23 protein-coding genes are annotated in these 23,714 nt (G+C 64.5%); 9 read left to right on the forward strand and 14 right to left on the reverse strand.

All coding sequences use genetic code 11. From position 1 onward, the window contains the following. Positions 1-204 precede the first annotated feature (204 nt). Positions 205-1,326: an anthranilate phosphoribosyltransferase gene (trpD, locus tag HIM68_RS02955; protein WP_172169439.1), complete on the forward strand. Its 1,122-nt coding sequence runs from the start codon at positions 205-207 to the stop codon at positions 1,324-1,326. On the opposite strand, the gene HIM68_RS02960 is transcribed toward trpD, so the two are convergent. The 3 genes from HIM68_RS02960 to HIM68_RS02970 are packed head-to-tail and all read right to left on the reverse strand — an operon-like array spanning position 1,294 to position 4,368. Next, positions 1,294-3,051, reverse strand: coding sequence for a DEDD exonuclease domain-containing protein (locus tag HIM68_RS02960; protein WP_172169442.1), 1,758 nt, complete (start codon positions 3,049-3,051; stop codon positions 1,294-1,296). The two genes, trpD and HIM68_RS02960, sit on opposite strands and share 33 nt — an antisense overlap. A 47-nt stretch (positions 3,052-3,098) precedes the next feature. Beyond that, entirely contained in the window at positions 3,099-3,551 is a 453-nt protein-coding gene (locus tag HIM68_RS02965; RefSeq protein ID WP_139467195.1) for a hypothetical protein, read from the reverse strand. A 28-nt stretch (positions 3,552-3,579) separates the two neighbouring features. Then, on the reverse strand, positions 3,580-4,368 hold the full coding sequence (locus tag HIM68_RS02970; RefSeq protein WP_172169445.1) for a carboxylesterase: 789 nt from the start codon (positions 4,366-4,368) through the stop codon (positions 3,580-3,582). Between the two features lie 106 nt (positions 4,369-4,474). On the opposite strand from HIM68_RS02970, the gene HIM68_RS02975 reads away from it, so the two are divergent. Together HIM68_RS02975 and HIM68_RS02980 are read left to right on the forward strand one after the other, a co-directional pair. Beyond that, the gene (locus HIM68_RS02975) at positions 4,475-5,227 is read left to right on the forward strand and encodes a 1-acyl-sn-glycerol-3-phosphate acyltransferase (RefSeq protein WP_139467197.1); all 753 of its coding nucleotides are present in this window, start codon (positions 4,475-4,477) and stop codon (positions 5,225-5,227) included. Between the two features lie 248 nt (positions 5,228-5,475). Continuing rightward, entirely contained in the window at positions 5,476-6,057 is a 582-nt protein-coding gene (locus HIM68_RS02980; protein ID WP_101544153.1) for a MerR family transcriptional regulator, read from the forward strand. A gap of 202 nt (positions 6,058-6,259) precedes the next feature. Here HIM68_RS02980 and HIM68_RS02985 read toward each other — a convergent pair whose 3' ends face one another. Further along, a complete protein-coding gene (locus tag HIM68_RS02985) occupies positions 6,260-7,105 on the reverse strand; it encodes a ParA family protein (protein WP_139908018.1) in 846 nt (281 codons plus the stop codon). Between the two features lie 175 nt (positions 7,106-7,280). On the opposite strand from HIM68_RS02985, the gene HIM68_RS02990 reads away from it, so the two are divergent. Genes HIM68_RS02990 through HIM68_RS03000 form a run of 3 tightly spaced genes read left to right on the forward strand, consistent with a single transcriptional unit; the run spans position 7,281 to position 12,086 of the window. Further along, positions 7,281-10,682 (forward strand): pyruvate carboxylase, encoded by a 3,402-nt coding sequence (locus tag HIM68_RS02990; RefSeq protein ID WP_172169448.1) that lies wholly within the window; start codon positions 7,281-7,283, stop codon positions 10,680-10,682. Then, positions 10,675-11,181 carry a peptide deformylase gene (locus tag HIM68_RS02995; protein ID WP_172169451.1) on the forward strand — a complete coding sequence of 169 codons (507 nt, stop codon included), beginning with the start codon at positions 10,675-10,677 and terminating at the stop codon, positions 11,179-11,181. Before HIM68_RS02990 ends, HIM68_RS02995 begins: the two co-directional genes overlap by 8 nt. Before the next feature lie 50 nt (positions 11,182-11,231). Then, a complete protein-coding gene (locus HIM68_RS03000) occupies positions 11,232-12,086 on the forward strand; it encodes a 3-hydroxybutyryl-CoA dehydrogenase (RefSeq protein WP_172169454.1) in 855 nt (284 codons plus the stop codon). A gap of 84 nt (positions 12,087-12,170) precedes the next feature. On the opposite strand, the gene HIM68_RS03005 is transcribed toward HIM68_RS03000, so the two are convergent. Next, positions 12,171-13,430 carry an aminotransferase gene (locus HIM68_RS03005; RefSeq protein ID WP_172169457.1) on the reverse strand — a complete coding sequence of 420 codons (1,260 nt, stop codon included), beginning with the start codon at positions 13,428-13,430 and terminating at the stop codon, positions 12,171-12,173. A 129-nt stretch (positions 13,431-13,559) separates the two neighbouring features. Between HIM68_RS03005 and HIM68_RS03010 the strand changes: the two genes are divergently transcribed. Beyond that, on the forward strand, positions 13,560-14,294 hold the full coding sequence (locus HIM68_RS03010) for a class I SAM-dependent methyltransferase (RefSeq protein ID WP_172169460.1): 735 nt from the start codon (positions 13,560-13,562) through the stop codon (positions 14,292-14,294). Between the two features lie 113 nt (positions 14,295-14,407). Here HIM68_RS03010 and HIM68_RS03015 read toward each other — a convergent pair whose 3' ends face one another. Continuing rightward, positions 14,408-14,878, reverse strand: a complete 471-nt coding sequence (locus HIM68_RS03015; RefSeq protein WP_139467204.1) for an Hsp20/alpha crystallin family protein — start codon at positions 14,876-14,878, stop codon at positions 14,408-14,410. 82 nt (positions 14,879-14,960) lie between these two features. On the opposite strand from HIM68_RS03015, the gene HIM68_RS03020 reads away from it, so the two are divergent. After that, positions 14,961-15,893 (forward strand): AEC family transporter, encoded by a 933-nt coding sequence (locus HIM68_RS03020; protein ID WP_172169463.1) that lies wholly within the window; start codon positions 14,961-14,963, stop codon positions 15,891-15,893. Positions 15,894-16,040: 147 nt separating this feature from the next. Here HIM68_RS03020 and HIM68_RS03025 read toward each other — a convergent pair whose 3' ends face one another. From HIM68_RS03025 to HIM68_RS03045, 5 genes are all read right to left on the reverse strand, one after another. Further along, positions 16,041-16,556, reverse strand: coding sequence for a ferritin (locus HIM68_RS03025; RefSeq protein ID WP_139467206.1), 516 nt, complete (start codon positions 16,554-16,556; stop codon positions 16,041-16,043). Between the two features lie 159 nt (positions 16,557-16,715). Beyond that, positions 16,716-18,149 (reverse strand): amidase, encoded by a 1,434-nt coding sequence (locus tag HIM68_RS03030; protein WP_172169466.1) that lies wholly within the window; start codon positions 18,147-18,149, stop codon positions 16,716-16,718. Beyond that, positions 18,146-19,387 carry an amidohydrolase gene (locus HIM68_RS03035; RefSeq protein ID WP_172169469.1) on the reverse strand — a complete coding sequence of 414 codons (1,242 nt, stop codon included), beginning with the start codon at positions 19,385-19,387 and terminating at the stop codon, positions 18,146-18,148. The genes HIM68_RS03030 and HIM68_RS03035 overlap by 4 nt, the downstream gene beginning before the upstream one ends. 94 nt (positions 19,388-19,481) lie before the next feature. Further along, positions 19,482-20,219 (reverse strand): hypothetical protein, encoded by a 738-nt coding sequence (locus HIM68_RS03040; protein ID WP_172169472.1) that lies wholly within the window; start codon positions 20,217-20,219, stop codon positions 19,482-19,484. Between the two features lie 9 nt (positions 20,220-20,228). Continuing rightward, the gene (locus HIM68_RS03045) at positions 20,229-20,975 is read right to left on the reverse strand and encodes a DUF5058 family protein (protein WP_139467210.1); all 747 of its coding nucleotides are present in this window, start codon (positions 20,973-20,975) and stop codon (positions 20,229-20,231) included. A 241-nt stretch (positions 20,976-21,216) separates the two neighbouring features. Here HIM68_RS03045 and HIM68_RS03050 point away from each other — a divergent pair, with 241 nt between their 5' ends. After that, positions 21,217-21,777, forward strand: coding sequence for a maleylpyruvate isomerase N-terminal domain-containing protein (locus tag HIM68_RS03050; RefSeq protein ID WP_139908024.1), 561 nt, complete (start codon positions 21,217-21,219; stop codon positions 21,775-21,777). A 37-nt stretch (positions 21,778-21,814) separates the two neighbouring features. Here HIM68_RS03050 and HIM68_RS03055 read toward each other — a convergent pair whose 3' ends face one another. From HIM68_RS03055 to HIM68_RS03065, 3 genes are all read right to left on the reverse strand, one after another. Continuing rightward, positions 21,815-22,333, reverse strand: coding sequence for a hotdog fold domain-containing protein (locus HIM68_RS03055; protein ID WP_216656720.1), 519 nt, complete (start codon positions 22,331-22,333; stop codon positions 21,815-21,817). Positions 22,334-22,381: 48 nt separating this feature from the next. After that, positions 22,382-22,807: a DUF1801 domain-containing protein gene (locus tag HIM68_RS03060; RefSeq protein WP_139467212.1), complete on the reverse strand. Its 426-nt coding sequence runs from the start codon at positions 22,805-22,807 to the stop codon at positions 22,382-22,384. Between the two features lie 351 nt (positions 22,808-23,158). Then, complete coding sequence (locus HIM68_RS03065) at positions 23,159-23,629, reverse strand: transglycosylase family protein (RefSeq protein WP_282433169.1); 471 nt, start codon at positions 23,627-23,629, stop codon at positions 23,159-23,161. Positions 23,630-23,714 lie beyond the last annotated feature (85 nt).

Consider the following 23,714-nt stretch of genomic DNA (forward strand, 5'->3'; position numbering starts at 1 on the left):
TACCCGTCTCGGGGTGAGTTTTCATCTTTTACCCAGGTTTCGAGAAAGAAATTTCTACACGACGTAGCAAAAACCGCGATCTGGTGCCGAAATCTCGTTTCGGATGCCGCTTCCGCCCGCGTGTCGAAGTCGCGATAGTATGCCGCAGGTAAGGTCCGCCCTGAGCTTCGGGGCGGCGGCAGCCCCTAGTGAGAGTTCAGACGGATGACCGATTCGACGCCCAAGACCACCCCGGCAGCTCAGGCTTCCGGGGCCCGCACCACGGTTCCGGCGGCCGCTGAGAACTGGCCCGACCTGCTCATGGCTCTCATGCACCAGCAGGACCTCGATGGAGACCAGGCGGCTTGGGCGATGGATCAGATCATGTCGGGCAAGACTCCGGATGTGACAATGGCCGCATTTCTCGCCGCACACCATACGAAGGGCGAAACGGTCGAGGAGATCGCCGGCCTCGTGGCGGCCATGATGGATCATGCCGTTCCCCTGCCAGGACTGGAAGATTCCGTCGACATCGTCGGCACCGGAGGCGACCGCGCGAAGACGGCGAACATCTCCTCGACCGCGGCCATGATCATCTCCGCCACCGGACAGCGGGTCGTCAAGCACGGAAACCGCGCGACATCCTCGGCGTCGGGATCGGCCGATGTGCTCGAAGCCCTCGGCGTGCGGTTCGACATCACACCCGCACAGACCGGTCAGATCGCCCAAGAAGTCGGACTGGCCTTCTGCTTCGCCAACGTGTTCCATCCGTCGATGCAGTTCGTCTCTGCAGTGCGGCGCCAGATCAACGTTCCCACCGCGTTCAACATCCTCGGCCCCCTGACGAACCCGGCTCGAGCCAGGCATACGGCCATCGGCGTCGCCGATGCCCAGATGGCCCCGCTCGTCGTCGGCACGCTGGCCAAACGCGGGCACCAGGCCGTGGTCTTCCGGTCACGCGACGGTCTCGACGAGCTGAGCAACACCGACGTCAACGATGTGTGGGAAGTCCGTCACGGCGAGATCGAACACACGACGTTCGACGCCCTCGACCTCGGCATCGAGCGGGCGACGAAGGACGATCTGCGCGGCGGCGGCCCGAATGAGAACGCGGCCATCACGCGCGCGGTCCTCGACGGTGAACGATCGGCCGTGCGCGACATCGTGGCCATCAACGCCGCAGCGGCGCTCGTCGCCGCCGACGAGTCGGCTGTGGGCACCTTCACGGAGCGCTTGGCCCTCAAACTCGAAACTGCGGTGGCGACGATCGACAACGGGGGCGGCGCGGACAAGCTCCAACAGCTCATCGACGTCTCACACAGAGTCGCTGAGTCGAACCGCTCCTGAGCTCTGTGCATGGCTGGTCGCTCCCTGACGGGGCAGCGACCAGCCATGATCGCCTGCGGGCGTCACAGAGACGAGCTCGGCGGTCTCCAGCCAGCCGGCCAGCAGACGCGACTCCTCCGGGAGCGAGTCGGTCTCCTGCGGCAGCGCTCCGGGGGCAGGGACCCATTCGGCCGTCGAACTCAGCGCCGACAGAGAATCTCCCATGGCTTGCCTGGTCGACACATGGCCGGCGCCGGCGAGTTTCCCGTGGCGGATGATCGCCAGGTCCCAGCCGGAGTCGAAACCGGGGGCCGCCGCAATCAGTTCGGGAACTCTCCGCAATGCCGTGACCTGTTCGGCTCGCGCCGCGATGGACACTGCCGAGCGCATTGAGTCACGGACCTCGGCGGCCGTTTCGAACCGGGCCTCTCCTGACAGTCGCTGCATGCGTTCAGCGGCCAAGCGCTGCAGTGAGGACAGGTCCCCATCGAGCAGAGCGAAGAGCTCGCGGATCGAGCTCTGGTAGTCATCGACATCGGTGATCCCAGCGCAGGGACCGCCGCATTGACCGACCTGTGCACTCACACAGGGACGATGTACGCCGAGGCTGCGCTGCGTGATCGCTGCCGTGCACCTCTTGACGGGGTAGAGGGTGTCGAGGAGTTCCTTGACGGCCTGGGCCGACTTCCGTGAACGGAACGGTCCCAGCGGTGGAGCGGGGGAGCGTTCGAGCGCCGAGTTCGCCCGGACCACCGACAGTCGGGGGAAGAGCTCATCGCTGAGGACGATCCAGGAATTGCGTTCCGGGTTCTTCGACCGTCGGTTGTAAGGCGGCGCCAACTCTCCGATGAGGCGGATCTCGCGGACTTCGGCTTCCAGCGGGTGGGCGCAGGGCAGGCAGCTGACCTCTTGTGCCGCAGTGATCATCTCGGCCATGCGGCCACGGTTCTCCGAGGCGTTGAAGTACCCGCGCACTCGCCTGGCCATATTTCCGGACTTGCCGATGTAGAGCACACGGCGAGTGCCGTCGAGGAACATGTAGACGCCGGGCTCCGCGGGAACGCCCTTGGCCAGGTGGGATTTGGCCTGACGCTTCGCCCACCCTGACTGCCTGACGGTCGACAGCTCCTCCAGCGTCGTCACTCCGTAGCCGCCGAAGCGTTCGAACAGATGGTGGAGGAGCTCGCCGGTCGCTCGCGCATCGGAGAGCGCACGGTGATCGGGCTCGACCTGGGTGCCGAAATGAGCGGCGAGCGTCGAGAGTTTGTGGTTGCGCACTTCGTCGCGGCCGACCACGCGTCGGGCCAGCGTGACGGTATCGAGGACTGTGGGCGCCGGCCAATGGTAGTCGAGACGTTCGCAGGCCGAGCGGAGGAATCCGATGTCGAAGGGCGCATTGTGTGCGACCAGCACCGCACCGACGGAGAATTCCAGGAAGCTCGGCAGAACCGAGCTGATCGGAGGTGCGTCATCGACCATCGCATGAGTGATGCCGGTGAGCCGGGCGACGAATGGGCTGATCACGGAGTGTTCCGGTTTGACCAGGGTCTGGAACTCGCCGATGACCTCGCCGCCGAGAGTCTTGACCGCGCCGATTTCGGTGATCTCCGATTGCCCGGCTCGGGTGCCCGTCGTTTCGAGGTCGACGATGACGAAGGTGACGTCGGACAGGGGAGTTCCGAGGCTGTCGAATGACAGCTGAGTGTTGTGCAGTGCGCTGGGCGCGCGGTCGAACGGGACGGTCATGATGTCCAGTCTCTCAGGTGTCGCTGACACGAAGCGGCCAGCATCGCTCACACCGAGGATCCGTCGCCGTCGTCGGCGGAACGATGGCTCGGCAGGTGGAAGAACAGACCGACCGCGCCGCCGATGCCGACGGCCAGGCCGATGAGCAGGTACCACCCGGGCAGCGGTCGGAAGAAGATCACGCCGATGAGCAGCAGCACGACCGCGCCGAGAGCCGCGGCCCAGGACAGCACGAGAGTGGGCGAAGCGGTGCGCCACCCGATCGGCTCCGCCGGTTCGCGCTCCCAATGCTCGGTGTCCTCGAGGGCGTCGCGAACATCCTCGGCGGGCATATCACCCGTCGTCGCCGAGGGTTCGGCGATCTGCCGGACGAGGTCGTCCCATTCCTCGTCGCTGATGCGCGATCGGTCGTGCCCGATCCGCTCCGGATCGGGAACCTCCCCTCGCCAGTCCTCCCGGCCCTCGTCGTCGGGAGTCGAAGCGGTGCCGTCGTCGTTCATACCTGACTCAGCAATTCCGTGGCCCCAGCTATTCCCCGGTCTCGGACTGCCGTGGCACGGTCGTTTCGGTGGAGACCGCCTGCAGGACCGCCTCTGCGATGGTGTTCGCGTCGAAGTCGAGGGTCGCCACATGGCGAGATCGGCGCAGGGCGACGATCCTCGGCGGGTGCGGAAGGTTCGATCGCAGCGCACGCAGCGTCCGCGGACTCACGACGTTGTCCTCACCGGAGACCATGGCAGTGACGGGGCGGGTGACTTTCCACAGATCGTCGCGCAGGGTTCGCAGCGCACGATGGAACGTGGCCAGGGGAGCCACCGGCGTCCGTTCGTAGGCGTACTCGTCGCGGTCCGGGTGGGCGATGTCGCCGCCGATCGACGGAATCGTGCGCACGACGTGCCTGAGCACTGGCAGCAGGGGAGCGAAGGGAGAGTCGATGTAGAGGGCAGGATTGACCACGACGATCTCGTCGGGCGCACCCTCTGCCGCCGCCAGGGCGAGTGCAAGGGCTCCACCCATCGACAGGCCGGCGACGACGACACGCTCGTGGTCGGCCTGCAGCCGACCCAGCTCGGTGCGCGCCTCGCCGAGCCAGTCGGACCATCCAGTGGAGTCCATGTCCTGCCATGAGGTGCCGTGTCCGGGCAGCTGGGGGACGCTGACGTCGACGCCCTCCGCTGCGATCGCGCGGGCGATCGGGACCCAGGAGACGGGCGAACCGGTGAGTCCGTGCAGGAAGAGAACCGCGGAGGCTGAACCGTTGTCGAGGCTGCGATAGGCGGCCGTCGGGTCCGCTCCGAGTGTGAAATCGATCTCCATGCTCCCAGCATGGCACGGATGAGTCCGAGACGGACTTCGCTGTTCACCGTTCGTGTCGATATATGATTGCCGAGGACGACAAAGAGTCGTAGTCGGAAGGGTGCGCGTGTTCTACTGGTTTCTCAAGCGAGTCCTCGCCGGACCCATCCTGCGGATCCTCTTCCGTCCGTGGGTGCGGGGCCTGGACAATCTGCCGTCCGAGGGCCCGGCGATCATCGCAGGAAATCACAACCACTTCATGGACTCGATCTTCGTTCCGCTGCTCGCTCCGCGTCCCGTCGTCTATCTGGCGAAGAAGGACTACTTCACCGGTCGCGGAATCAAGGGTGCGGTGACACGGTGGTTCTTCAAGCTCAACAATCAGCTGCCCATGGACCGCGGCGGCGGATCGGGATCTCAGGCGTCGCTCGAATCGGGTCTGAAGGTTCTCCGTGAGGGAAACTCGCTGGGCATCTATCCCGAAGGCACTCGCTCGCCCGACGGGAAGCTCTATCGCGGACGCACCGGCATTGCGCGTCTCGTCCTCGAGTCCGGCGCGCCTGTGGTTCCAGTGGCGATCATCGGCACGGACAAGCTGCAGCCTGCCGGTCGCCTCGTTCCCAAGCTCCGGCGTGTCGGAGTCGTCTTCGGCGCACCGATGGACTTCTCGAAGTATTCGGGTCTTCCTGTCGACCGTTTCATGCTGCGGTCGGTCACCGACGAGATCATGTACGAGATCATGCGCCTGTCCGGACAGGAATACGTTGACAGCTATGCGTCGACGGTCAAAACCAAGCTGCTGACGAGCGCCAAGCCGAAGAAGACGGATCCTCCGAACCGGGATGAATCGAAATCAGACGGCGAAAGCCCGTCGAACTAGGCCCTTCGGCCCCGGCTCCTTCCGCTCCGGGTCGCCTGAATGACATCCATGTGACATGTTCGAATACTGCGGTAACGGCGACACGCGGAAATTGTTACCTCGAGATGTTTGTCCTGGCGGGGACGGCAGAATAACTTGGAGTTGTTGAATCCCACTGTAGGTTCGCTGGGAAGAGAGCTAGAATGACTATGTTCTCGGTCCTTCCAAGCGACCTTCGCTTCCCCCAGGGACTTTAAGGAGGAGTCGGTGTGAACCGCTCAAGTCATGAAAGCGTCGACATGACGCCGATGCCGTCAGCAGCCCAAGGGCTGCTGTTCGATGATGATCTGCCCGTACTCGATGAAGAGGCCGGCTACCGCGGTCCCACCGTCTGCAAGGTCGTCGGCATCAGCTACCGTCGCCTCGATTACTGGGCGCGCACCGATCTGGTGACCCCGTCGATCCGCAATGCGACCGGATCCGGCAGCCAGCGGCTCTACAGCTTCCGTGACATCCTCGTCCTCAAGATCGTCAAGCGACTTCTCGACACCGGCGTCGGACTGCAGTCGATCCGCACCGCGGTTGAGCACCTGCGTTCCCGCGGCGTCGACGATCTCTCACAGATCACCCTCATGTCCGATGGCGCCAGCGTCTTCGAATGCACCTCACCTGATGAGGTCGTCGACCTCCTCCAGGGAGGGCAGGGCGTCTTCGGCATCGCCGTCGGCCGCGTCTGGAACGAAGTCGAAGGTTCGCTGTCCGAGTTCCCGAGCGAACGAGTCCCAGAAGACGACGCGGCCCTCGAAGCCATGGATGAGCTCGCCGCCCGTCGCGCACGCAAGTCCGGCTGACAGCCGACAGAGTACTCACACCACCACCGAGGCGGTCCGCTCATTTCGAGCGGACCGTCTCGGTCGTCGTATGGAACGGAAAGGTGAGGCGCCGGGCGCCTCGAATGTGTCCGAGGCGCCCGGGAACAGAGAACTGCCGTCGCGAACCTGAGTTCGCGACGGCAGTCGACGTGTTGGTGGGGGAGCGGGGGCAGCTAGTCGTTCACTTCTGCTCGGGCTGCTGAGCGCCGTTCTTCGCCGGGGCGGCACCGCGTCGTCCGCGGATGTTCTCCGAGCGCAGTGCTCGTTCGAGAAGAGCGTCGAACGAGCCGGCGACTTCTTCGGCGGGTTTGCCCGGCCAGGAGTGGATCGGACGCGCCGATCCCTGAGCCTGCTGCATGACGGCCCGTTCGGCCAAGGGCGGATTGAGGACGAGAGGACCGAACATCTCACGCATCTCCTGGATGCGATAGTCATGTTCGGTCGAACCGGCACGTACCCGATTGACGACCAGGCCGAGTGGCTGCAGATCGGAGGCACCACGCTGCCGCAGCTCGTCCGTCGCCCGCAGGGCACGGTCGGCAGCCGCAACAGAGAACAGGCTGGGCTCGGTGACGACCGCGACTCGGTTGCTCGCTGTCCACGCCGTACGGGTGAGACCGTTGAGGCTGGGCGGACAGTCGATGAGGACGAGTCGGTAGCCTTTCGCGATGCGAGTCAGGGCATCTTCCAGCCGGCGCAGATAGCGCTCGGACAGCGAAGGCCGATCGAATTCCGCGGCACGCGGAGATCCTGAGATCACATCGAGGTGGCCGAGCCTGTCACCGACCCACCCGGAGGGGATGATCGCCTCGGACAGGATCTTCTGGGACTTCGGAGCAGCGAGCACATCGGCGATGTCGACACGCGTCGAGGTCGGCACATCGAGGCCGGTCGACGAGTCCGCCTGCGGGTCCATGTCGACGACCAGGGTGGGAATCCCCCTGTTGTAGGCCGCCGAGGCCAGACCGAGCGTCACGGATGTCTTACCGACTCCGCCTTTGAGGCTGCTGATACTTAGGACAAGCACCCTCCTACGTTAACGTATTGGCGGCTGCCGAGCCGTGCCGACCACGCCGAGACTCACGTCTCAGTCCAAAGTCGACCCCCGGGCGCAGAGGTGTTCCAGGTCACTTGTAGAGTATGTTCCCGACAGCTTGTCGACCAGTCGCCCAGTGCGGCCGATACAGAAGTGAGAGACACCTATGTTCTCTAAAGTCCTCGTGGCCAACCGCGGAGAGATCGCCGTTCGTGCGTTCCGTGCCGCCTATGAGCTCGGAGCCTCCACCGTCGCAGTCTTCCCGTATGAAGACCGCAACTCCGAACATCGCATGAAGGCCGACGAAGCCTACATGATCGGTGAGGAGGGTCATCCCGTCCGCGCCTACCTCAGCGTCGAAGAGATGCTGCGGGTGGCGAAGGAGAGCGGCGCCGACGCCATCTACCCCGGATACGGCTTCCTCTCTGAGAACCCCGATCTGGCACGAGCCTGTGCCGAAGCGGGCATCACTTTCATCGGCCCCAAGGCCGATGTGCTCGAACTGGCAGGAAACAAGGTCCAGGCGCTGGCGGCAGCACGCAATGCGGGCATCCCGGTCCTCGACTCGACACGTCCGTCGGCCGATATCGCGCAGCTGCTCGCCGATGCCGAATCGATGGAATACCCCCTCTTCGTCAAGGCCGTCGCCGGCGGCGGTGGTCGCGGAATGCGTCGCGTGGCTCAGGCCTCCGACCTCGAAGACGCTCTCAAGGCCGCGATGCGCGAAGCCGAAGGCGCCTTCGGCGATCCCACGGTCTTCATCGAGCAGGCGGTGCAGCGCCCCCGTCACATCGAGGTCCAGGTGCTGGCCGACAACGACTCGAACGCCATCCACCTCTTCGAACGCGACTGCTCCGTGCAGCGCCGCCACCAGAAGGTCGTGGAGATCGCTCCGGCCCCGAACCTCGATCCCGAGATCGCGGCCGCCCTGCACGCAGATGCCCTGAAGTTCGCAAAGGCGCTGGGCTACCAGAACGCCGGCACCGTGGAATTCCTCCTCGAAACCGACGGGCCGCGCGCCGGCAAGCACGTGTTCATCGAAATGAACCCGCGTGTCCAGGTCGAACACACAGTGACTGAAGAGATCACCGACGTCGACATCGTGGCCTCGCAGATGCGCATCGCCGCCGGGGCCACCCTCGAAGAGATCGGCCTGCGCCAGGACGAGATGCGGATAAAGGGCGCCGCACTCCAGTGCCGCATCACCACCGAGGATCCCGCGAACTCGTTCCGCCCCGACACCGGCACGATCACCGCCTACCGCTCTGCCGGTGGTGCAGGTGTGCGCCTCGACGGCGGAACCGTCCACGCCGGTGCTGCCGTCAGCCCCCACTTCGACTCGATGCTCGTGAAGCTCTCGTGCCGCGGCCGCGACTTCGCTCAGGCCGTCGGCCGTGCCAAACGCGCCCTGGCTGAGTTCCGCATCCGCGGCGTATCGTCGAACATCGGCTTCCTGCAGGCCGTCCTCGATGATCCCGCATTCGTCGCCGGAGACTTGTCCACGTCCTTCATCGAAGAACGCCCGCAGCTCTTCGACGCTCGAGTGAGCGCCGACCGCGGCTCGAAGCTGCTCGACTACCTCGCCGATGTCACGGTCAACCGCCCCCACGGCGAACCGGGCCTACGCATCCGTCCGGGCGACAAGCTCCCGAGCATCGACCTCTCCGCAGCACCCGCTGCGGGCAGCCGCGACCGTCTCGCCGAGCTCGGACCGGAGGGCTTCGCCCGCGCCCTGCGTGAGCAGAGCTCCCTGGCCGTCACGGATACGACATTCCGCGACGCCCACCAGTCCCTGCTGGCCACCCGTGTGCGCACACGAGACCTGCTGGCCGTGGCCGGGCACGTCTCCCGGATGACACCCGAGCTGTTGAGCATCGAGGCCTGGGGCGGTGCGACCTATGATGTGGCGCTGCGCTTCCTCGGCGAGGATCCATGGGAACGTCTCGAAGCCCTGCGCACCGCGGTGCCCAACATCAACCTGCAGATGCTTCTGCGCGGACGCAACACCGTCGGCTACACCCCGTACCCGACCGAGGTTACCGACGCATTCGTCGATGAGGCGGCCCGCACGGGCATCGACATCTTCCGCATCTTCGACGCTCTCAACGACGTCGAGCAGATGCGTCCGGCGATCGAGGCCGTGCGCGGAACGAACACGGCACTGGCCGAGGTGGCCCTGTGCTACACCTCGGACATCCTCGATCCGAAGGAAGAGCTCTACACGCTCGACTACTACCTGCGCTTGGCCGAACAGATCGTTGGCGCCGGAGCTCATGTGCTCGCCATCAAGGACATGGCCGGCCTGCTGCGCCCTGCCGCCACGGTCAAGCTCGTGACTGCTCTGCGGGAGAACTTCGACCTGCCCGTCCACGTCCACACCCACGACACCGCGGGCGGACAGCTGGCCACCCTCTATGCAGCTGCCGCCGCCGGTGCCGATGCCGTCGATGCCGCCTCGGCGGCCATGGCCGGAACCACCAGCCAGCCGAGTCTCTCCGCGCTCGTCGCCGCATTCGAGAACACCGAGCGCGACACCGGCATCAGCCTCGACGCCGTCAGCGACCTCGAACCCTACTGGGAATCGGTGCGCAAACTCTACGCACCCTTCGAGTCCGGGCTCGCCGGACCGACCGGCCGCGTCTACCGTCACGAGATCCCCGGTGGACAGCTGTCGAACCTGCGCCAGCAGGCCGTCGCACTGGGCCTGGGGGAGCGGTTCGAGGACATCGAGCACATGTATGCGGCCGCCGATTCGATTCTCGGCCACCTCGTCAAGGTCACCCCGTCCTCGAAGGTCGTCGGCGATCTGGCGCTCCACCTCGTCGGCGCCGGAGTTGCGCCGGAGGAGTTCGCGGAGAACCCCGACAAGTTCGACATTCCCGATTCGGTGATCGGCTTCCTCAACGGTGACCTCGGTGACCCTCCGGGCGGCTGGCCCGAGCCGTTCCGCACGAAGGCCCTCGCCGGCCGTTCCGCCAAGCCGCTCACCGAGCATCTCGAACCGGCGGATGCCGAAGCACTGCAGACGCCGGGCCGGGACCGGAAGGACAAGCTCAACGAGCTGCTGTTCCCCGGGCCGACGAAGGAATTCCAGTCGATGCGCTCGAACTACGGCGACCTCTCCGTCGTCGAGACCTCCGAGTACCTCTACGGCCTCACCAGTGGGGAAGAGCATGCCGTCGAGCTGGCGAAGGGCAAGAACCTGCTCATCGGCGTCCAGGCCATCGGCGGCACTGACGAGCGCGGGATGCGTTCGGTCATGTTCACCCTCAACGGGCAGCTGCGTCCGCTGCAGGTGCGTGACCGGTCCGTCGAAAGCGAAGTCAAGACTGCGGAGAAGGCCGATCCGAACAACAGCGGACACGTCGGCAGCCCGTTCGCCGGTGTTGTGACCATGCAGGTCCACGAGGGCGACAGGGTCTCCGTCGGCGACACCGTGGCCACCATCGAGGCGATGAAGATGGAAGCGACGATCACCACGCAGACGGCCGGAACCGTCTCCCGTGTGGCCATCGCCGATGTCCAGCAGCTCGAAGGCGGAGACCTCGTCGTGGTGATCGATGCCTGAACGTGAGATCCGACTGTGGGGAGACCCCGTGCTCCGCAGCAAGTGCGAACCGGTGATGGTCTTCGATGATCACGTCGAAGCTCTGGCAGCCGACCTCGTCGACACCGCACGGCCCGGGGGCCGTGCGGCCGTCGCCGCTCCGCAGATCGGGGTCGGACTGCGAGCCTTCGGCTACGACCTCGACGGTCGCACGGGATATGTCATCAACCCGGAGATCGTCGAGCTCGGCGGGCAGCTGCGAGATATCGAAGAAGGCTGCCTCTCCGTCCCCGGGCTGTTCTTCCCCACCCCACGCTACGAGTTCGCTCGGGTACGCGGGGTGGATGCGAAGAATCAGCCGATCGAGATCGAAGGCACGGAAGTCTTCGCCCAGATGCTCCAACACGAGGTGGGGCACCTCGACGGGCAGGTCTACATCCAGACTCTGCCCGGGGAACGCCGGCGGGAGGCCATGAAAGCCATCCGCTCGGCCGATTGGTTCCTCGCCCGAATGCCCTGAGCCGAGTCATTCGCACCCGACCGACCATATAGACCAAGAAGGAGAAGTTTATGAGCATCCAGCGCACCGCCGTCATCGGCAGCGGACTCATGGGAGCCGGAATCGCCGAGGTGCTGGCGAAGTCCGGTCTCGACGTCATCGTCCGCGAGATCAACGAGGAGGCCTCGGCCGCCGGTCGTGCCCGCATCGAGAAGTCCCTGGCTCGCGCAGTGGACAAGGGCAAACTCGATGCCGCTGCCCGCGACGAAGCACTCGGCCGACTGCGGTTCACCACCGATATCAGCGATCTCGCCGATCGTCAGCTCGTCATCGAGGCGGCCAGTGAGAACGAGGACATCAAGAAGTCGATCTTCGCCGAGCTCGACCAGGTCGTCACCGACCCGGAAGCGATCCTGGCCTCGAACACCTCGTCGATGCCGATCATCCGATTCGCGCAGGCGACCTCGCGCCCCGAACGCGTGCTGGGTGTGCATTTCTTCAACCCCGCACCGGTCCAGCCGCTCGTCGAGATCGTGTCCTCGGTGCTCACCACCGAGGATGTCCGCAGCACCGTGACGTCCTTCGTCGCCGATGTGCTCGGGAAGAATCCGATCCAGGCCGATGACCGCCCCGGTTTCATCGTCAACGCCCTGCTCATCCCGTACCTGCTCAGTGCGGTCCGGATGCTCGAGACCGGACACGCGACGAAGGAGGACATCGACGCGGGAATGGTCGGCGGCTGCGCCCATCCGATGGGACCGATCAAGCTGGCCGACCTCGTCGGTCTCGACACCTGCCTCTATGCAGCAGAGAGCATGTATGAGGAGACCGGTGACCCGGCGAACAAGCCTCCGATCCTGCTGTCGCGCATGGTCGATGCCGGCCTGCTCGGTGTGAAGTCCGGACGCGGATTCTACGAATACTGATCCGACGCTCCGGTACAGACAGGTCCGCCCCGAACCCTTCGGTTCGGGGCGGACCTGTCTCAGTCTGCAGGCAGCGTTCGGGTGTCAGCTGGCGAGCAGCTTCTCATAGCTGGCCAGGCGAACACACGCCACGAGGCCCTGAGCGGCGAGTTCGACCTCATCGAGGGTCGGCATCGTCGGCGCGATGCGGATGATGTTGTTGTGGGGGTCGAGACCGTACGGGTGTGTGGCACCGGCAGGAGTCAGCTTCACTCCGGCTTCCCCTGCGAGTTTGACGACCCGGTCGGCGATGCCCTCGATCGTTGTCAGAGTGATGAAGTACCCGCCGTCCGGTGAGGTCCACTGCGCCAGCTCTTCCGCTCCGAGTCCGTCCTCGAGCGCCTTGAGCACCGCATCGAACTTCGGTGCGACGATCTCGGCATGCTTGCGCATATGTGCTTCGACCCCGGCCGGGTCGGAGAAGAACCGGACATGGCGCAGCTGGTTGATCTTGTCAGGGCCGATCGCGACCTTCCCGAGGTTCGCTCGCATCCAATCGACCGTGGCCGGGCCTCCGGCGAAGAACGACACACCGGCCCCGGCATGAGTGATCTTCGACGTCGAGGCGAAGACCCATGCGCGTTCGGGATGACCCGCCTCTGCGCAGAGGGAGAGGATGTCGAGATTGTCCGGATGGTCCTCTCGCAGATGGTGCACCCCGTAGGCGTTGTCCCACAGCAGAGTGAAGTCGGGCGCCGCCGTCGGCATGGCAGCCAGCTCCCGTGCCCGCGTTTCGGTGACCGTGATTCCGGTCGGGTTGGAATACATCGGCACCAGCCACATGCCCTTGACCGCCGGATCTTCGGCCAGACGCTGCGCCTCGGAGATGATCGGGCCCTCGTCATCCATCGGGATGGTCAACAGCTCGAACCCGAGGGATTCGGCCAGGGTGAAATGGCGGTCGTAACCGGGCACGGGACACAGCAGCTTATGCGGACCCTGCCCCCACGGGCGATCATCGACGGCCGTGCCGTGCATGAGGGCGAAGGTCAGCGCCTGGGTCATGAAAGTCAGCGAGGCATTGCCGCCGGCCAGCAGCTGATCGGCCGGAACCTTGAGCAGCGGAGCGAAGATCTCCCGCAGTTCGATGAGTCCGTCGAGTCCGCCGTAGTTGCGGGTATCGACACCACCGGGAGTGCGGAAGTCGTCGCCGCTGACCGCAGTGAGCAGATCGGCAGCGAGGTCGAGCTGCTCCGGGGCCGGCTTGCCCCGTGTGATATCGAGCGCGAGACCGCGCGAGGCGAATTCCTCGTATGCGGCGGAGGCTTCGTCCAGTTTGGACGAGAGGTCGGACGGTGCGGACATGCTGGCTCCTTAGGGCTGGGAACGGGCCGTTGACTCCATCCTATCGACTCGGCGAATGTCGACGACGCTAGAGTGGTCTGCAGCGGTGACCCGGACGACCGCAGGCAACTCGATGAAAGGCAGACTCAGATGGTGCGACCACGTGCGCAGGCCGCCCACGGACGCAGTTTCGGCACCCAGGCCGGAGTCTATGACGAGGTGAGGCCCGGATATCCCGACTCCGCCCTCGACCTCGCGCTGACCGGTTGGGAGCCGCAATGGTCCGGTCTGCGCGTATGCGACCTCGGTGCGGGAACAGGGATCCTCAGCCGCCGGCTGCTCGCACACGGTGCTGATCTCATCGCCGTCGATCCCGACACAGCCGCACTCGAACGCAATCCTGCCCCCACGAAGATCGGCACCGCTGAGGACACCGGCCTGAAAGCAGAGAGCCTCGACCTCGTCACTGTCGCGCAGGCCTGGCATTGGTTCGACGAAGCGCAAGCAGCCGCCGAAGTGGCGCGCATCCTTCGCCCGGGAGGCCGGCTGCTCATCCTCATCAACCAACTCGATGTCCGCGTCGACTGGGTGCTGCGCCTGAGCCGGATCATGCACGCGGGCGACGTCTATCGACCGCAGTACCGACCTCAGCCCGGCAACGGTCTGGCTCTCACCGACCACAGGCTCGTCGAATTCACCACGGAGCTCGCCGTCGACGGAATCGTCGACCTCGCTCGCACACGGTCGTATTGGCTGCGCTCGAACGAGAGGACACGAGCCCGAGTCGAAGCAAACCTGCGCGAGTACTTCAGTGTCGAGCATCCTGTGTCCGGCACAGTGGATCTGCCGTATATGTGCCTGGCGTATCTCCTCGAACGGGCCTGAAACGCACGAAGCGGGCCGCACCCGATGAGGGTGCGGCCCGCTGTCGGCAACCGGGGAACGCCTCGGCGTCCGAACCTCGGCCACCGTGATTCCGTCGGAATCCGGCGCCGGTGTCAGCTGTCGAGGCCGGGGGAGCGGGGCTCGTCGGACGAAGACGATTCAACCACCTCGGGGGAGGTCTGTCCGGCTGCATGGGAGACGGAGATCTTCCGGGGGCGGGCCTCCTCGGCGACGGGGATCGTCAGCGTGAGGACACCGTCGCTGTAGTCGGCGCGGATGCGATCCAGCGCCACCCGGTTGCCGAGCGTGAGCTGGCGGGCATAGGTGCCGTTGGTGCGTTCTCGGGTCAGCCACTTCACGTCCTTGTCGGCGACCTCGGACTCGCGGCGAGCGCGAACCGTGAGCGTGCGGTCTTCGACGTCGACATCGATGCTGCTCGGATCGACTCCGGGCATATCTATGCGGGCGATGAAGACTTCGCCGTCGCGGTAGAGGTCCATCGGCAAGGTGGTGGCGTTCGGGGTGCGGGTCACCTCGGAGAAGAATCGGTCGAGGTCACGGATGGGGTCGAAACGTGTAGCCATGTGCTTCCTTTCGTTCGGGTCCTACATTGAGTCAAACACACTCAACTTTGAAATGATTCCAAACTCATGAAATTCTCAGTCTGTGAGCCTGGTTCCCATACTCCTCGCCCTTCTTCCCGTCACGGCGCTCATCGCATTCGGTCTCATGCTGAAGAGACTGCCGGGATTTCGGAGTCAGGAATTCTGGTCGGGCGCGGAGAAGCTCGCGTACTACTGTCTCCTTCCGGTGCTCCTCTTCACCTCCGTCGCCGAGGTGGACGTGGCCCATGTCCCGCTCGCGCGCTTGGCAGCGGCTCTCGTCATCCCCACCGTGATCGTATCCCTGGGCATCGTCCTCGCCCGCCGGGTCATCGCCCGCGATCTTCCGGCCTTCACCTCCGTTCTCCAAGGCGGGATCCGCTTCAACACCTATATCGGCCTGTCGTTGGCGGGCAGCCTGTTCGGTTCCGAAGGCAGCGCCGTGGCCGCGATCGTCGCGGCGATCCTCGTCCCCACGGTGAATGTCATCTCGAGCCTCGGCTTCGAGTTCCTGCGCACCGGACCGAGCTCGCTGCTCGCGCTGTTCAAGGCGATCGCGACGAATCCTCTCGTGCTCGGCTGCGTCGCCGGAGCCGCGGCCAATGTCAGCGGTCTGGGTCTGCCGGACGTGGCGGCCACGGTCCTCGAACCCTTGGCGGTCGCCTCGCTGCCCATCGGGCTCCTCTGCGTCGGTGCCGGTCTGCAGGCGTTCTCGATGCGTGCCCATGCCCGGGCGATCATCGTCTCGACGATCGTCAAGCTGATCGTGCTGCCGGGGCTGTCCCTCGTCGCACTGTCTCTCTTGGCAGTCCCGACGGTGCCGGCGCTGGTCGGACTGCTCTTCCAGTCGATCGCCACGGCGAGCTCGGGCTATGTCATGGCCCGGCAACTCGGGGGAGATGCGAAGCTCATGGCCGCACTCATCGCCGGTCAGACCGTCGTCATGCTCGTGTCCCTGCCGGTCGTGCTGCTCATCGGCAAGTCGGTCCTCGGCTGAGGACGAACCGGTCTCCCCACAACCTCGGGCCTGCATACGACAGCGGCCGATCCCGTGCTGGGATCGGCCGCTTGAGTACTCGATTCGAGTTCACACTCGACTCATGGAGCTCGATCTGAGCGCTGAGCCGGAGCGGTCATGCAGTTCTCACTCGCTGTCGGCGGTGATATCAGGGTGGCGTGAGCCGAGTTCGGAGTCGATGCGCAGGACACCGGCACCGTCGTTGCCGACGCGCTCGAGGCGACCGATGATCTCGGAGATGCTCGACTCCTCCTCGACCTGCTCGTCGATGAACCAGTGGAGCAGCGGCAGGACGTCGAGGTCGGCCTCGTCCTGAGCGGTGCGGTAGATGTTGCGGATGGACTCCGAGACCTTCTCCTCGTGGGCCAGTGCAGCCTTGAAGAAGTCGATCGGCTGCGAACCGGAGACCTTCGGAGCGGCGATGTCGCCGATCTGAGGGGCGAATCCGCGGTCGAGGCAGTGCTGGGTGAACTTGGCGGCGTGAACCTGCTCTTCTTCGGACTGGGCGCGCATCCAGCGCGTCATTCCGGGAAGATCGAGATCATCGAGCTGGATGGAGAGCTGGAGGTAGACCAACGAGGCTTCGAGTTCGAGGGTGACCTGCTCGTTGAGGACCTTCTGCATAGCGGGGCTCAGGTGCATCTTTTACTCCTTTGCGGTTCGAGGCGGATCCGTTCCGCCTGCTTAGAGAATATCCTGACACCTTTTCTAGAACCGTTCCAGTGTGGAAAGGCTCGGCAAACTCTGCCCAGGTATGCCATACCTGCCTCGACCGACGCTGCGTCCTGCGCAGAATGCCGATCAGAGGTCCGGCCGTCTGAGGTGATGACCGGTGGCGGCTTCGAAGGCATGAGCGACTCGCAGCAGCTCGACGTCCGCACCGGGCTTGGCCACGATCTGCACGCCCACCGGCAGACCGGAGGCCGAGAAGCCGGCGGGTACCGAGATGGCTGGGCAGCCGGTCGCCGAGATGAGGCACAGTGCCCGCATCCAATCGAGATAGTTCTCCAGCTGTACCCCGTTGATCTGACTGGGATACTCGATGTCCGCATCGAACGGCCGGACCTGGCACGTGGTGAGCACGAGGACGTCATGGCCGGCGAAATAGCTGTCGACTTCCGCGTGCAGGCGGGTGCGTGCTGATTCGGCCGAAGCCACCTCGGCACCGGTGAGGTCGAGGCCCATGCGGATGTTCCACCGGACCGATTCCTTGATTCTGTCCGGGTGCGCCTCATACAGACCGCCCCAGGAGCCCACGAAGTCGAGGGCGCGGCGGACGTTGAATACCTCGTCGGCGTCCGTGAGATCCGGGATCTCTTCGTCCACATGCGCGCCGAGGCTGCCGAACACCGGCGCGGCGGAAGCGACGATCTCCTGCACCTCGGATTCGACCGGAAGCAGTCCGTCCAGGTCGGGGTTGAAGCCGACCCGCAGTCCGACGAGGTCGGGGGAGCGGTCGGCGTCGAGTGCGAACTCCGGGAGGTCGAAGACACTGCCCGATTCCAGGATCGATTCCGGCGCCGAAGGATGTGGCCCCGAAGCCACCGACATGAGCAGCGCCACGTCGGAGACCGTGCGTGCCATGAATCCGCTCTGGGACAGCCACGCGAAGGGGTTGCCCGGTCGAACGTGGGGGATACGGCCGTTGCTCGGTCGCAGACCGACGACGTTGTTGAACGATGCGGGCGACCGCAGTGATCCGCCCATGTCGGAGCCGTCTCCTGATGCCTGGATCCCGGCCGCGAGCACCGCCCCCACACCGCCGGAGGATCCCGATGCCGATTTCGTCCGGTCGTAGGGGTTCACGGTTGTGCCGAACACCTCATTGAAGGTGTGGGAGCCGGCGGCGAACTCGGGCACGTTCGTCTTGCCTGTCGTCGTGATGCCGGCGGCTTTGAGCCGGGCGATGATGAGCGCATCCGATTCGGGCACGCGATCGGCCATGAGCGGTGAACCCCAGGTCGTGCGCATACCTGCCGTGTCGTGGGTGTCCTTATGCGTCATCGGCACTCCGTGCAGGGCACCGAAGCTCTCACCGCGGGCGGTTGCTGCGTCTGCGGCATCAGCTCGGGCGAAGGCGGTTTCGTCGTCTCGTGTGACGACGGCGTTGAGAGCAGGGTTGACCTCATCGATGCGGTCGAGATGGGCCTGCAGAGCCTCCCGAGCAGAGACTTCTTTGGCGGCGATTCGGCCGGCCAGCTCACGGGTCGACCACCACAGCATCTCCTCGCTCATGCGCGGTCCTTTCCGACCTTGCTCAGCACCGCGGACAACGCGGCTCTGATGCCCGTCTCGAGAGTGGTCTCGACATCGTCGGGAGCGAAGAACGGGGAGTGATTCCCGGGCGGGGTCTGACCATCGGCGAACTTCTCGGGGGAGTAGCCGCCGAAGAACCAGTACACGTATGGGACGCCGATGTCATCGCCGAACGCTCCGACATCCTCGCTGCCGGTGGCGGGCTCGGACAGGTGGACCTGTTCGGTGCCGAGTTCGGCTCCGACATGGGTGAGGAACGACTCGGTCTCCTCGGGGTCGTTGTAGCACCGCGGGAACCGATACATCTCTTCGATCTCGGGTTCCGGAGCTCCGGAGGCAAGAGCCTCGGCTTCGATGATGCGGCGGACCCGGTCGAGGACGATCGCGCGGACCTCCTCGGTGAAGGTGCGGATATTGAGTTTGAATTCGGCGGAGTCGGGGATGATGTTCTCTTTGAGTCCGCCGTGGAAGGTGCCGACGGTGACGACCGACATGTCGCGGCCGGAGATCTCGCGTGACACGACCGACTGAAGGCGGGTGATCATATAGGCGCCGAGGACGATCGGGTCGATCGCGTTCTCCGGCTGGGATCCGTGTGCCTGCTTGCCCTTGACGGTCACGCGCAGGCAGTCGGACATCGCCATGGCGGTGCCGCTGCTGACGTAGAGGTGACCGGCGGCACCGGGCCACACGTGCTGACCGAAGATGACCTCGGGGCGCACGATCTCATCCCAGAGCCCGTCATCGAGCATGGCGCGCGCACCTTGGCCGGTCTCCTCACCGGGCTGGAAGAGCATGACGACTGTTCCCGACCACAGGTCCCTGTGTGCGACGAGGTGCTTGGCGAGGTAGAGGCCGACCGTGATGTGAGTGTCGTGGCCGCAGCCGTGCATGACCTTCGTCGTCTCGCCGTCGGGAAGAGTGCCGTCCGCCGTGGAGGCATAGTCGAGTCCGGTGTCCTCGCTGATCGGCAGTCCGTCGATGTCGGCACGGTAGCCGATGACCGGACCGTCGCCGTTCTCGATCACGGCGACGACTCCGGTTCCGCCGAAGGTGTGTGTCTTCAGTCCGAGGGCCTGGAGCCGGGAGGCGATCTCCGCGGCGGTGTTCGTCTCCTGCATGGACAGCTCGGGAGTGCGGTGGAAGTGCTTGTAGTCGGCGATCGTCTGGTCAAGATCGGCACTGATCGACGCGCGGAGGGCGGAGTTGAGTGACATGATGTCCTTTCAGCAGAGGTCTGGTGCCATCTTGGCAGGAATTGTCGGATGCGGGGGTCGGTCTCGGCAGACGAGCACCGAACGTTGTCAGCCCTCAGTTGATGCCGACGGTGTCGGTGCCGTCGCTGTCGGGTCTTTTGTCCGTGACCGCCTTGTTGCGGGTGAACCATGTGATGAGGATGGTCAGGAACACGACGATGGCGACGTCGCCGGGCGCGAGCACGGGAACCAGTCTGACGAGGACGAGGATGACCAGCGCCGCCATGCCGAGGGCGATGAGCGTCGATTTCAGCTGCTTGAGAGAAGCGATGAGCTGGACGGTGACACCGCCGAGGATCGCCGGGAGGATGTAGAGCTTCGCGACGAGGGTCACCGGCTCGGGAATGAGGGAGACGAGCCAGGTGCCGAGGATGCCGACGAAGATGACCATCGAGGCGACGTGGATGATCGCGGCTCCGCAGATGGCCATCGTCGCCGCGTATTCGCCCTTGCGGGTGCCGGGCTTCGCCCCGATCGTGTCCTGGGCGACGATCGCCGAGGGTAGCAGCTTGTTCGCGACATTGCCGATCATGAAGGCCTGGTACATCCCGGCGGGTCCGAGGATCGGGAAATAGGTGAGAGGTTCGACGATGTAGAAGACTCCGTAGACGGCGAACACGGCGAGGAATCCCTTGAGGATCTCTCCGAAATCGATGTTCGCGTCGGCGACGAACAGAAGATAGAACGGCACCGAGGTGGCGATGAGGAATCCGATGAACAGCGTGATCGAGCCCCACCGGCTGGTGGTGCGCTCGAATGCCGCGTGCGAGGGTGATGTGATGATCGATGACATGGTCTCTCCTCAGGCTTCGGGCATGCCGAGACCGGCATAGTGGGCGAAGTAGGCGGCGACGAGGCCGATGAGCAGGGAGATTCCCAATCCCCATTCCTTCAGCCAGTTCTGTTTGAGCGTCTTGGCGAGCAGCAGGCAGATGCTCATCACCACTGCCGAGACGATGACGGCGATGACATGGGTCGGTGACTTCGGCAGCTCACGGAAGGTCAGCGCCGCGAAGGCCGCGAGCAGTGCCGCACCCGGGATGATCGACATGAGTGCGGGATTGACCTTCTCGAGCTTGTGAGAGCTGCGTTTGAAGATCGGGGTGAGGATGAGGGTGGAGATCATCCAGCCGGCGCCCGAGAGGCTCATCGCCATGAGGGCGACGATGAACACGCCGCGAGTGAAGGTCTCATCACCGAGGTTGGCACCCATGGTGCCTGCCGCCAGGGACGCAGATGCGACCTCGGTGGCGGCGGACCCGATGAGTCCGACGCGGACGATGACCGGGGGAGTGCCGAACAGAGGCAGCAGAGCGATGGCGACGAGGACCACCGACAGCGATGGCCCGATGGCGGCGACACCGCCGGCGCGGAAGGCCGAACGGACTTCCTGTTGGCTCATACCCGCGGACTCGGCGTTCTTCTTCACCGCGGTCATGTAGATGAGCGATTGAACGACGACGACACCCATTACCGCCATCGCGAGTATCCAGAGAATCGGTGCGTTTGCGAGGCCGATGTAGTCGGCCGAACCGCTGGCCACGGTCATGGTCAGCTCCTCACTTCATTGTCGAGTTGCAGGGGCGCAGGACGGCGATCCACATTGGTATACCATCACGCAGCGCGCAGGAACAACTTATACTGACCGAACGGTCAGGACCATGGTTTGACCAGAAGTTCTCAACACTCGAGATTCATCGGAGCGATTTCTGATGCCCTTCCCGCCTTGCGGAACGACACCACCCGAGATCGTCGGTACGGTCCCAGGCATCCGGACTTAGGCTGAGGGCATGGATGAAGTCACGACCACTCAGCTCGATCAGGCAGAAGCATGTTGGGTCACAGCCCTCCGTCGAGTCCGCACCTCCGATCTGAACCGGACGAGCGGGGCGGCGGAATGGTCGAATGCGGAGCTCATCAATCACCTGATCGGCGGGGGAGTCCGCTACACGAAGCTGCTGCAGCAGGCGAGCACGGAGGAAGTCGAAGCCACCAGGGGAGCCGATCACCTCGGAGAGGACATGCTCGATTCCTTCTGGACTCACGAGAGGTCGTTCAGGGCGCTGGTGTACGAATGCGACCTCCACGCGCCCGTCGCTCACCGGATCGGCAGCATCCCGGGAGCGCAGCTGGTGCAGATGCGCATTCTCGAGCTCGCACTCCATGCCGCTGATCTCTCGCGCGGCACCGGACATGACTGGCCGATCGATGAGAGCCTTGCCGAGTTCATCTCAACCGAGCTCGGCGATCTCATCATCGACTTAGGGCCTGAAGGCGGGTACAGGCCGCCACGCCCGATCGGCGGGGGAGTCACGCACGCTCAGCGCGTGTTGCTGCTGTCGGGCCGGTAAAGGGTTCCAGGCGGTGACCTGGTGGATCCGCGGTGCTTCAGCGCTTCTTCGGTGAGATGTACATGGTGATGCGTGCGGTGACGAAGGCGATGCCGTTCGCGTCGAAGACATCCACAGGGACGATCAGGTCGAACTTCTCGTCGCCGAATTCGGGGATCTCTTCAAGCCGGGTGACTGCCATGACCGCCCCTTTGCTGGCCTTGGCGTTGTATTCCACGGTCATTCCCGCTGGGATCCAGCGGTGAGTGGGCGGCACGGTCGCTTCCGTCATGACACCGGCGGCGACTTCGGCCATATTGCACGACGCGATTGCGTGATAGGTGCCGATATGGTTGTGCATTCCACGGCGGTTGGGCGCAGTGACGCGGCACAGCCCGGGTCGCAGCTCTTTGATCTGCGGGCGCACAGTACGGAAATAGGGTGCTTTGAAGCAGATGCCCTGAGAGAACAGCCATGAACCGACGAGGCCGCCCAGAGGCATCTCCTGCATCTTCTTCCAGAGCTTGAAGGTGGGTGCAGATTCGGCGGTCTGCACGGCTGTGGTGTCTGCGGTCATGGAGGCGCCCTTCACTGTGATCTGAGTTACTGTTCAGTACACATGCTATCAGTCGGACCATTCGGCGAGCGTGTGGTCACGAGTGCGCTTGAGGAGTTCACGCAGCACCGATTCGTCGGCATCATTCAAGCGCGTGAGATACAGGCACGACGTGCCGCTGCGGTACTTGCCGAGCCTGGAGGCAAGGTCGGGCCAACGGTCCTCATAGTCGCTCGTGAGATAGATCGTATGCTGACGCGAGGCAGGGGAGTACGCGAGAACCGGCATCGTGCCGCCATGTCCTGATTCGTAGCGATACTCGACCTCGCCGAATCCGATGATGCGTGAGGCCCAGACAACGGGCTCTTCGCCGGAGATCTCTGTGAGGATCTCGCGCAGGCGATCAGCCTCGGCGCGCCTGGGACCGCCTGCACGGTCGAGCACGTCATCGACGGGTTCGCCTGTCGGTCGCATTGCTGGTTGCTTCGTCGCCATTTCGCCTCCCAGTCAGAACTCGGCAGAAGACCTGGACCATCAGATTGCAGAACACATCTGCGGCCATCGATCGTCAGCATCAACTCTATAGGCGAGACCACGGGGAAGCGGCTCGGCTCTCAATCTTAACTTAACATAATGTATATTATCGGCGTTCTATCCTAAGACGGAGAGGAGCTTCGAAACTCACGGATGACACCCCCGACACGAAAGCACAATGCGCAGCGACGACCCTCACCGACAGAAATGGCCGTGAGCGACGCATGGGTCACTCACGGCCATTCCATGATCACGATCACAGCGCACGTGTCCATGCCTGCAGATCGTTGATCGTCAGATCAACGTGTGGTCTCAGCTGCCGACGGTGACGTTGCCGCCGAGGCCGACTTTGCCGCTGTCGTCAGAGCCACCGTCGTCCTTCTTGCCGCCATCGTCCTTCTTGCCGCCTCCGTCATCGGCAGCGCCATTGGACTTCGTCAGTCCGGCTTTCTCACCGCAGGTCGGCCATGCGCCCGGCCCCTGCTCTTTGAGGACCTTCTGAGCAATCCGGATCTGTTCCTTCTTGCTGTGCTCATCCGCAGTGCCCGAACCGCCGAAGCCGTTCCAGGTCTGCTTGGAGAACTGCAGTCCGCCGTAGTATCCGTTGCCGGTGTTGATGTGCCAGTCTCCGCCGGATTCGCATTCGGCGACCTTGTCCCAGACGCCCTTCTCAGATGCCTGGGCCGGCTGCCCTGCGCTCATTCCGGTCAGTCCGGCCGCTGCGACAGCGCCGGCGCCGACGAGCAGGGCGACCTTGCGGAGGCTTGTGCTGTAGAGGTTCACTGTGTCTTCTCCAAAGTACGACTGCATTTCGGTTCTGTAACCCGGTCGTTACCGAGCCGTTATACACCGTAACGAATCAACTGCC

The sequence above is a fragment of the Brevibacterium sp. CT2-23B genome, assembly GCF_013168765.1.
GTDB classification, from domain to species: domain Bacteria; phylum Actinomycetota; class Actinomycetes; order Actinomycetales; family Brevibacteriaceae; genus Brevibacterium; species Brevibacterium sediminis.

Coding starts and splice junctions, on each gene's coding strand:
- trpD (WP_172169439.1), top strand. CDS start 205: ATGACCGATTCGACGCCCAAGACCACCCCGGCAGCTCAGGCTTCCGGG.
- HIM68_RS02960 (WP_172169442.1), bottom strand. CDS start 3,051: ATGACCGTCCCGTTCGACCGCGCGCCCAGCGCACTGCACAACACTCAG.
- HIM68_RS02965 (WP_139467195.1), bottom strand. CDS start 3,551: ATGAACGACGACGGCACCGCTTCGACTCCCGACGACGAGGGCCGGGAG.
- HIM68_RS02970 (WP_172169445.1), bottom strand. CDS start 4,368: ATGGAGATCGATTTCACACTCGGAGCGGACCCGACGGCCGCCTATCGC.
- HIM68_RS02990 (WP_172169448.1), top strand. CDS start 7,281: ATGTTCTCTAAAGTCCTCGTGGCCAACCGCGGAGAGATCGCCGTTCGT.
- HIM68_RS02995 (WP_172169451.1), top strand. CDS start 10,675: ATGCCTGAACGTGAGATCCGACTGTGGGGAGACCCCGTGCTCCGCAGC.
- HIM68_RS03000 (WP_172169454.1), top strand. CDS start 11,232: ATGAGCATCCAGCGCACCGCCGTCATCGGCAGCGGACTCATGGGAGCC.
- HIM68_RS03005 (WP_172169457.1), bottom strand. CDS start 13,430: ATGTCCGCACCGTCCGACCTCTCGTCCAAACTGGACGAAGCCTCCGCC.
- HIM68_RS03010 (WP_172169460.1), top strand. CDS start 13,560: ATGGTGCGACCACGTGCGCAGGCCGCCCACGGACGCAGTTTCGGCACC.
- HIM68_RS03015 (WP_139467204.1), bottom strand. CDS start 14,878: ATGGCTACACGTTTCGACCCCATCCGTGACCTCGACCGATTCTTCTCC.
- HIM68_RS03025 (WP_139467206.1), bottom strand. CDS start 16,556: ATGCACCTGAGCCCCGCTATGCAGAAGGTCCTCAACGAGCAGGTCACC.
- HIM68_RS03030 (WP_172169466.1), bottom strand. CDS start 18,149: ATGAGCGAGGAGATGCTGTGGTGGTCGACCCGTGAGCTGGCCGGCCGA.
- HIM68_RS03035 (WP_172169469.1), bottom strand. CDS start 19,387: ATGTCACTCAACTCCGCCCTCCGCGCGTCGATCAGTGCCGATCTTGAC.
- HIM68_RS03040 (WP_172169472.1), bottom strand. CDS start 20,219: ATGTCATCGATCATCACATCACCCTCGCACGCGGCATTCGAGCGCACC.
- HIM68_RS03045 (WP_139467210.1), bottom strand. CDS start 20,975: ATGACCGTGGCCAGCGGTTCGGCCGACTACATCGGCCTCGCAAACGCA.
- HIM68_RS03050 (WP_139908024.1), top strand. CDS start 21,217: ATGGATGAAGTCACGACCACTCAGCTCGATCAGGCAGAAGCATGTTGG.
- HIM68_RS03055 (WP_216656720.1), bottom strand. CDS start 22,333: ATGACCGCAGACACCACAGCCGTGCAGACCGCCGAATCTGCACCCACC.
- HIM68_RS03060 (WP_139467212.1), bottom strand. CDS start 22,807: ATGGCGACGAAGCAACCAGCAATGCGACCGACAGGCGAACCCGTCGAT.